Source organism: Bacillus sp. AFS023182, assembly GCF_002560575.1.
Taxonomy (GTDB): domain Bacteria; phylum Bacillota; class Bacilli; order Bacillales; family Bacillaceae_G; genus Bacillus_A; species Bacillus_A arachidis.
In genome coordinates this window covers 1-6893 of record NZ_NTRO01000045.1, presented here as the reverse complement: position 1 = coordinate 6893, position 6893 = coordinate 1, and the positions used below count along the sequence as shown (strand labels likewise).

Genomic DNA, 6893 nt, shown 5'->3' with positions numbered 1-6893 from the left:
GTTTTCGTGATTTAGTCGAAATGATGGAGGAACGGGGCTTATCCATTGCTCATACAACGGTTATGCGTTGGGTTCACCAATATGGTCCTGAGCTAGATAAGAGAGTTCGTCGTCATCTTAAGAAAACGAATGATTCTTGGCGAGTAGACGAGACATATATTAAGGTCAAAGGAAAGTGGATGTACTTATACCGAGCTGTTGATTCCGAAGGAAACACCATTGACTTTATCTTCAGTAAAACAAGAGATCACAAGGCTGCAAAGCGCTTTTTTAAGAAAGCTTTGCAGTCTTTTCATGTTTCTAAACCTCGTGTTGTGACCGTTGATAAAAATCCAGCGTATCCTATCGCTATAGAACAATTGAAGAAAGAACAACGGATGCTCGCTGACATCCGAATAAGACGAATAAAATATCTGAATAACATAATCGAGCAAGATCATCGTTTTATCAAGAAGCGAGTACGTACCATGTTAGGATTGAAATCTTTTCAATCAGCTAAACGAGTGTTGGCTGGACTGGAAGCGATGAGAATGATTAAAAAAGGACAGACTTTGCAAGGGGAGAAGTCTGTCAAAAAACAAATCAAGTTAATCAATCAACTCTTCGGTCTCACCGCATAGTAGTAGATTTCATTAGGAATCTACACTGCTATTTCTAATCTACATATTATTTGCACCAGAACCAAATCAAGCCCAAGGGAAGTGTTGCATATATGTTAATTTTTGCAACATCTTCTGCTGGCTCATATTAACTTATTTAATTAGCCTTACGCTTAGCGTACAGAGTACTAGTTAAATTGTGTCCAAAATGTGTCTAAACGTACAATTTTCTTTTTTTGATATGGTGAGGCCTATAAGGTGCCCTATTAACATAGTATTTGGGGGTGATAGTTTTCTGTTGGAAAATGATTATTCTTCTCCCCAAGATTCCACCGTATAATTTTGGATTTTATTTATATCAACGTAAAGCCTTTTTTGTTTATCATTTTTATCATAACCTCTAACTGTAATAGAACCTCTGAGTTCAAAACGTGTTTCAATGTTGACATCGGTTACCACAAAATCTATATTTTTTTCTTTTTTCATGTGTTGTATTGCAACTTTAGCAGATTTTTCTTTTATAGTATTTCTATCATGAATAAACTTTACTGTACATCCTATAGTTAAAACTATAATTGCTACAACGATTAAAATTATAATGCTTTTCTTTTTTAAATTACCCATATTTTCCCTCCTTAAATTGTTTTATAATTCATACTATAAATCTTTTTTAGGGAGAGGGAAACTATGAATAGTTCAGTTAGTGATAAAGCTCTTGCTCGTTTATCGAAGAAAAGTTATGGTTATGCTTCTTCTGTTGAAGTAAAAGTCGGAAATCATGTGGAAGTTTGGAAACGTGTTGAGATACCTACTTCTGTATCATTACATAATCCTAATAATAGTTTTGATGCAACCATTTATAAAAATGATGAAACGAAACAAATTGTTATTGCTTATCGTGGTTCCTGGGAGGCTCCTGATTTTTATGATGCAGATTTACGTGATGTTATAGGGGGACGTGTTAGAAAAAGTCAAGATCGTTTAGATAACCTAAACAAATTTGATACTTCATCACTTCCCATAACTGAGCAATTTAATTTTGCTGCAGCTAGAGAAAAAGCTAAAAAAGAAGTAGAAGAAAGTCAATTTACTAATGCTGATGTTTTAACACAAGAGGTAAAGAAGTATATGGCAGATCCTAAAAATGGTCTAGAGGGGTATCAACTTACATTAACCGGTCATTCTTTAGGTGGCGGTTTAGGTGAATATGCAGGGGTTTTAAATGCTGTGCCAGCTGTAAGTTTTGAAGCTCCAAATGTTATTGATTTATTACCTGAAGATAAAAAAGAAAAAGCATTAAGGGGAGAGTATAAAAATCTAATTACAACTTATGGAAACCCTAATGATACAGTATTTACAGGATTTACAGGGAATGATAATACACAAAGAGGTCGTATTGGACATTTGTATTATACAGATAAGCCTAATGCGAAAAATAATAATTTTATTCATAAGATAAATCGATATAATCCGGTAGTCATTAGTGCAATGATCGAATACAATATTTCGAGGGCTGTCCTGACAGGTGTGGGACCGAATTATCATTCTTTGGATAATTTTTCTTATGATAAATATGGTTTATTAAATATGCCGAATATGTATGACGGGGAAACTGGCCAAAGGCTTTTATCTTCTCCTCGTGCAGGTGAAATAAGAATTCGTCTATCAGTAGAAGAGATAAAGCAAATTACATCAGATTTAAAAAGGGAAATAGAAGATATAAATCAAAAGCTTACTGGAGCAAGTAATAAAATAATTAATGTATTACACGAATCACCAGCTAGTGTAGATGGAAATTTAATTAACACGATAACGTATGCTGTTTATGGTTTTCAAAGAAGTTATATGGAGCCAGTTCGTTCAGCAGCGGACTTTATAGATCAACAAGCGGATAAATTCAAACAAGTAGATACTAAGAGTTAGCAGAAGGGGGGATTGTATGAAAAATTATGATGTTATTAATCACGCTGTAGATGTATTAGGCGCGCAAAGTGATTTAGTGAAGTGTATATCAGATTTAGAGAGTCATAGAAAAAATTTGAGATCTATAAAATCGGTTTTAGCTGACAGATGGGATGGAAATACTTCAAAAGAAGTTGAAAGCAGGCTTACTGAGTTAGAAAACCAACTTGTTTATAGAATTGACGCTTTTAAAAATATAGAAGGTGATTTAGAAAAGTATAGAAAGGCAACAGAAGCCCTATCAAACCAATTTTTGATGATGGGTCCTAAATATTAAAAAACACTCCGGTACGAGTGTTTTTATATCCAGATCATTATTTTATTGATAAAAAAATAAAAAGCCCCTTAGATCAGAGCTTTTATGTTATGGGTAAGTTATCTAAGTTATTATTTGCTTGCACATGTTATCCCCATTTCATGTGCTTTTTTTGCTGTTGATATCAAAAATAAAGCACTCTTTCGAGCGCTGCAATTTAATAACATATTAGGGGTACGGAAACATCACCATCAAGTTAACAAAAATGAGATACCCCCAAACATACACTTTATTCTCTTTTATTTTTGCACCAGAACCCAAATACCCCTTTAGATAAACAGATCCAAAGGGGCAAAACATCGTAACTTTGTTCAAAATTAAAATCACTTTTGTCTAAATATTCATAATAATCAAAATAATATTTCTATAAATTCAAAATATTTACATTTATGCTAAAAATGTTAAAGTTGATTTATCAATTATAAATCAACTACAGAGTTTTAATGAGAAAGGAAAAAAGTTTACTGACATCTCTTTAGCGAGTGCAATAATAGCTAGTGAATTTAGCATAACTCATGCTGCTCCTATTTATGCTAATAAGATTCGATCAATTTCCAAATTAGAATCCCTTCGTGAGGAGGCAATTAAGGATGGTATTGGTGATTAGGAGAGCTCTTGTTAATTTATAGAAAAAGATAAAAATATTTTTTTGTGAAAGGAGACGATTATGTTACAAAAAATAGAACTTAAATATGATCCTCTCGATCCTGAAACATTATTGAATCCATATCCTATTTATAAAAAGTTAAGAGAGAACGCTCCCGTTTATTGGCATGAAGGAATGAAATCATGGGTATTAACAAGATACGATGATTGTAAAGAAGTGCTACGTAATCATGAAGTGTTTACAACTGATAGGAGACGAGTTGGAGTTGAAATTCCAGATGTACGTCATACTGTTCAATCTTTGGATCCACCTGACAATATACCTTTGCGTAATCTATTAACGAGAGCTTTTAATTCACAGGATATTAATAATGTTCGAGAGAAAATACATGTATTAATTAAAGATATTTTAAAAAAACACAAATCAATAAATGAATTTGATTTTATGAGAGAGGTTTCCGCTCCGCTAGCATTAAGTATGACAGCAATTACGCTTGGTGTTGATGAGCCAAACTTGGATTCTTTTCTTGAAATATCGGAAGCTATTACTCGACAAATGGATTCAGGACTAAGACCTGAGAATATTGAACCAGGTAATCAAGCACGTGAAAAACTTAATGCTCTTGTTGGTGAGTGGTTTGCTGCTGAAGATAGGCCAGGAATTGTTTCATACATTAGAAAGCATGCTCAAAACACAAATGTTCCTGAGCATTACATTCGTAATACAACCGGTACGATGTTCAATGCAAGTTTTGGATCTTTATATGCTGTATTTGGTAATGTCGTACTTGCTCTATTAGAACATCCAGAAGTATTTGATAAATTAAATGATAAATCTTTAATTGACACTGGGGTGGATGAATTAATTCGTTTTGATGGACCAGCACAAGGAACGGGTCGCATAGCTGCCAAAACGACAAAAATTAGAGATACTACAATTCAGAAAGGTGATGTAATTGTAGTACTGTTTGCTGCAGCCAATAGGGATCCGGAAGTGTTTCCTGAACCTGATAGTATAATTCTTGACCGTTCAAAAAATCCACATCTGGGGTTTGGTTGGGGACCACATACATGTGTAGGAACTTTTTTTGGTAAATTAGCAATTAAAGAATTGATTTTATGTCTTTTAGAAGAGTCGAGTCGTTTACGATTATTGAGACGCCCAACACGTAGGGTCACAGCTACTTCAAGAGGTATTGAGTTGTTGCCAGTTTCTTTTTCCTAACAATATTAGTTAATTTATTATGTGTTTTAAATTTCTGTTCTCCAAATATCCATTAAAGGAGGTGATAATATGAATTACATTCACTAAGAAAATACATCCCTAAGGGCCGAGCTCAATATCTTGAGCTTGGCTCACATTTCCTCAAGTTAATCTCCCCTTCTTTAGATAAACATATCCGTAATACAATTTTTTTAAAACGGTTAAACTATATTTTAAATATATGTTTCAACTTATTATGAAAGGTACACCTTTAAAATTCGTTTTGCTGTTTTATATTTAATTAGATAGATAATTCTTGATATACCTTTACATTTCTATTTCATTGATTTTGTCCATTTATCATTTTAATAATTATATTTCTCAAATTAATTTTATAAGAACTTAACTTCTAGAAAATTACATAAAATAGCATTTTGATTGTACTGTTGTTTATTATTTAAGGGGGACTATTATATACCCATCAAGTTAATCAAAATTACTTGTGTAACTTTCGTTTCTACATGTGAAATAATACTTTTTTAGGAGTAGGCAATTTACAACGGTAAGGATATAAACCCTGTCATAACAAGAATTATGAGATTTGTACTAATAGATTCTAATCTATTGAGATAAGATCCATGGTACGTAAAATAAAGCTAGTCAGTGTCCCATATGAATTAATTAAAATATAGGGGGATCTAATAATGTTAAAGGTAGATGAACTTGTAATTGAGAAAAGTATTTCTAAAACACTAGAAGAATTAATAAATTTACCTGGTCCAGCTGGTCATGAATGTATAGTCAGTGATTGGTTAAAGAAACATTGGATAAATAAATCCGAAGAATGCTTTAACGATAAAGTGGGAAATTTAATTTGTAAAATTGGTGGAAAAGGTCCTAAATTATTAATTCAAGCACACATGGATGAAATTGGATTTATTGTAAGGTATATTACCTCTGATGGCTTTTTATTAATTGATCCAGTGCAAGAAGCACATAGATCTGGTCCTAATCATTTACATATGATAGGGCAACTAGCTCAAGTAATAAGTAGAACAGGGAAGGTAGCAACAGGAGTTTTTGCTACATCTACTGGTCATGTCCTTACTGAACAGCAAAGATCTGGAAATTTAAATTTTAATAGTCTATTCATAGATATGGGGCTTAATAGTAAAGAAGAAGTAGAAAAATTAGGAGTCCATATTGGCTCTAGCGTAGTATGGACAAGGGAATTAACTCAAGTTGGAGATAGGCTTATAGGAAAAGCGTTTGACGATCGGATTGGGCTCCTTGTTATGGATATCCTTATGAAGAAAATAGACGTTTCCAAATTAAATTATGAAGTATGGTATGGAGCTACAGTACAGGAAGAGAATAAAGCACATGGCGCGTCTGCTTTAGGTTCAAGGATGAACTTCGATCTGGTAATATCTCTAGATAGCGGTTTAGTGGGAGATATACCAACTGTAAATGAACAAAACTATCCTACTAGATTAGGCGGCGGGCCGACGTTAGTTTATAAGGATGGAGCTATTCATTATGATACTAAAATAACATGGGGTTTAGAGGATGTATCTAAAGAATATAATATCCCTTACCAAATTGGTATTTATAGTAATTATGGTTCTGACGGAGTAGCTTTTTTTGATAGCGGTATTCCTTCAGCACTTATTGGTGTTCCAACTCGTTATACACATACACCTTTTGAAATGGTTGATATCAAAGATATTTATTCTACAGTGAATTTATTGAATCATTTTATTGTGCGCAACGATAACTAGATTTTGGATAAAAATAACTTTTGTATTACCTTAAAAGATTTAGTGAATTTTTTGGTTCTGGTGCAAAAATCATTTGATAGAGGCATAGAAACCTGCATAGACTGTTCAATGGTAGATTATGATACAATTCCAAATAATTTATGTATGAATCTAACTTCATTTTGGGCAGACTTCACCTGTAAGTGAAGTTGTCCTTTTTTCATCATATGCATGGTTTCAACGCCACTCAATATAGAAGTGGCTGTTTCATATGACTTGAATCCTAACATAGAACGTACACGTTTCTTAATGAAACGGTGATCTTGTTCCACTATAGTATTGAGATATCTAACTTGCCTTAGTTGTATGCCTTTAGGCATATGTTTCTCTTCTTTTAACTCTTGAATCGCTACAGGATAGGCAGGATGGTTCTGTTGCAAAGCTTT

7 protein-coding genes are annotated in these 6893 nt (G+C 33.2%); 5 read left to right on the top strand and 2 right to left on the bottom strand.

The annotated features are described in order from the left end of the window. Nucleotides 1-620 (top strand): IS6 family transposase (locus CN288_RS19290; protein WP_098302894.1); only part of this gene is annotated, 620 nt, incomplete at its 5' end. A 288-nt stretch (nt 621-908) separates the two neighbouring features. Here the strand turns inward: CN288_RS19290 and CN288_RS19285 are convergent. After that, a complete protein-coding gene (locus CN288_RS19285) occupies nt 909-1223 on the bottom strand; it encodes a hypothetical protein (protein WP_098302893.1) in 315 nt (104 codons plus the stop codon). Between the two features lie 63 nt (nt 1224-1286). Here CN288_RS19285 and CN288_RS19280 point away from each other — a divergent pair, with 63 nt between their 5' ends. The 4 genes from CN288_RS19280 (at nt 1287) to CN288_RS19265 (ending at nt 6468) form a co-directional block, all read left to right on the top strand. Then, nucleotides 1287-2522, top strand: coding sequence for a hypothetical protein (locus tag CN288_RS19280; RefSeq protein WP_098302892.1), 1236 nt, complete (start codon nt 1287-1289; stop codon nt 2520-2522). A 16-nt stretch (nt 2523-2538) separates the two neighbouring features. Then, the gene (locus CN288_RS19275; RefSeq protein WP_098302891.1) at nt 2539-2838 is read left to right on the top strand and encodes a hypothetical protein; all 300 of its coding nucleotides are present in this window, start codon (nt 2539-2541) and stop codon (nt 2836-2838) included. 706 nt (nt 2839-3544) lie between these two features. Further along, nucleotides 3545-4708 carry a cytochrome P450 gene (locus CN288_RS19270; protein ID WP_098302890.1) on the top strand — a complete coding sequence of 388 codons (1164 nt, stop codon included), beginning with the start codon at nt 3545-3547 and terminating at the stop codon, nt 4706-4708. 683 nt (nt 4709-5391) lie between these two features. Then, nucleotides 5392-6468 (top strand): M42 family metallopeptidase, encoded by a 1077-nt coding sequence (locus tag CN288_RS19265; protein WP_098302889.1) that lies wholly within the window; start codon nt 5392-5394, stop codon nt 6466-6468. A gap of 116 nt (nt 6469-6584) precedes the next feature. Here the strand turns inward: CN288_RS19265 and CN288_RS19255 are convergent. Next, nucleotides 6585-6893 (bottom strand): DDE-type integrase/transposase/recombinase (locus CN288_RS19255; RefSeq protein ID WP_141527988.1); only part of this gene is annotated, 309 nt, incomplete at its 5' end.

Coding starts and splice junctions, on each gene's coding strand:
- CN288_RS19285 (WP_098302893.1), bottom strand. CDS start 1,223: ATGGGTAATTTAAAAAAGAAAAGCATTATAATTTTAATCGTTGTAGCA.
- CN288_RS19265 (WP_098302889.1), top strand. CDS start 5,392: ATGTTAAAGGTAGATGAACTTGTAATTGAGAAAAGTATTTCTAAAACA.
- CN288_RS19270 (WP_098302890.1), top strand. CDS start 3,545: ATGTTACAAAAAATAGAACTTAAATATGATCCTCTCGATCCTGAAACA.
- CN288_RS19275 (WP_098302891.1), top strand. CDS start 2,539: ATGAAAAATTATGATGTTATTAATCACGCTGTAGATGTATTAGGCGCG.
- CN288_RS19280 (WP_098302892.1), top strand. CDS start 1,287: ATGAATAGTTCAGTTAGTGATAAAGCTCTTGCTCGTTTATCGAAGAAA.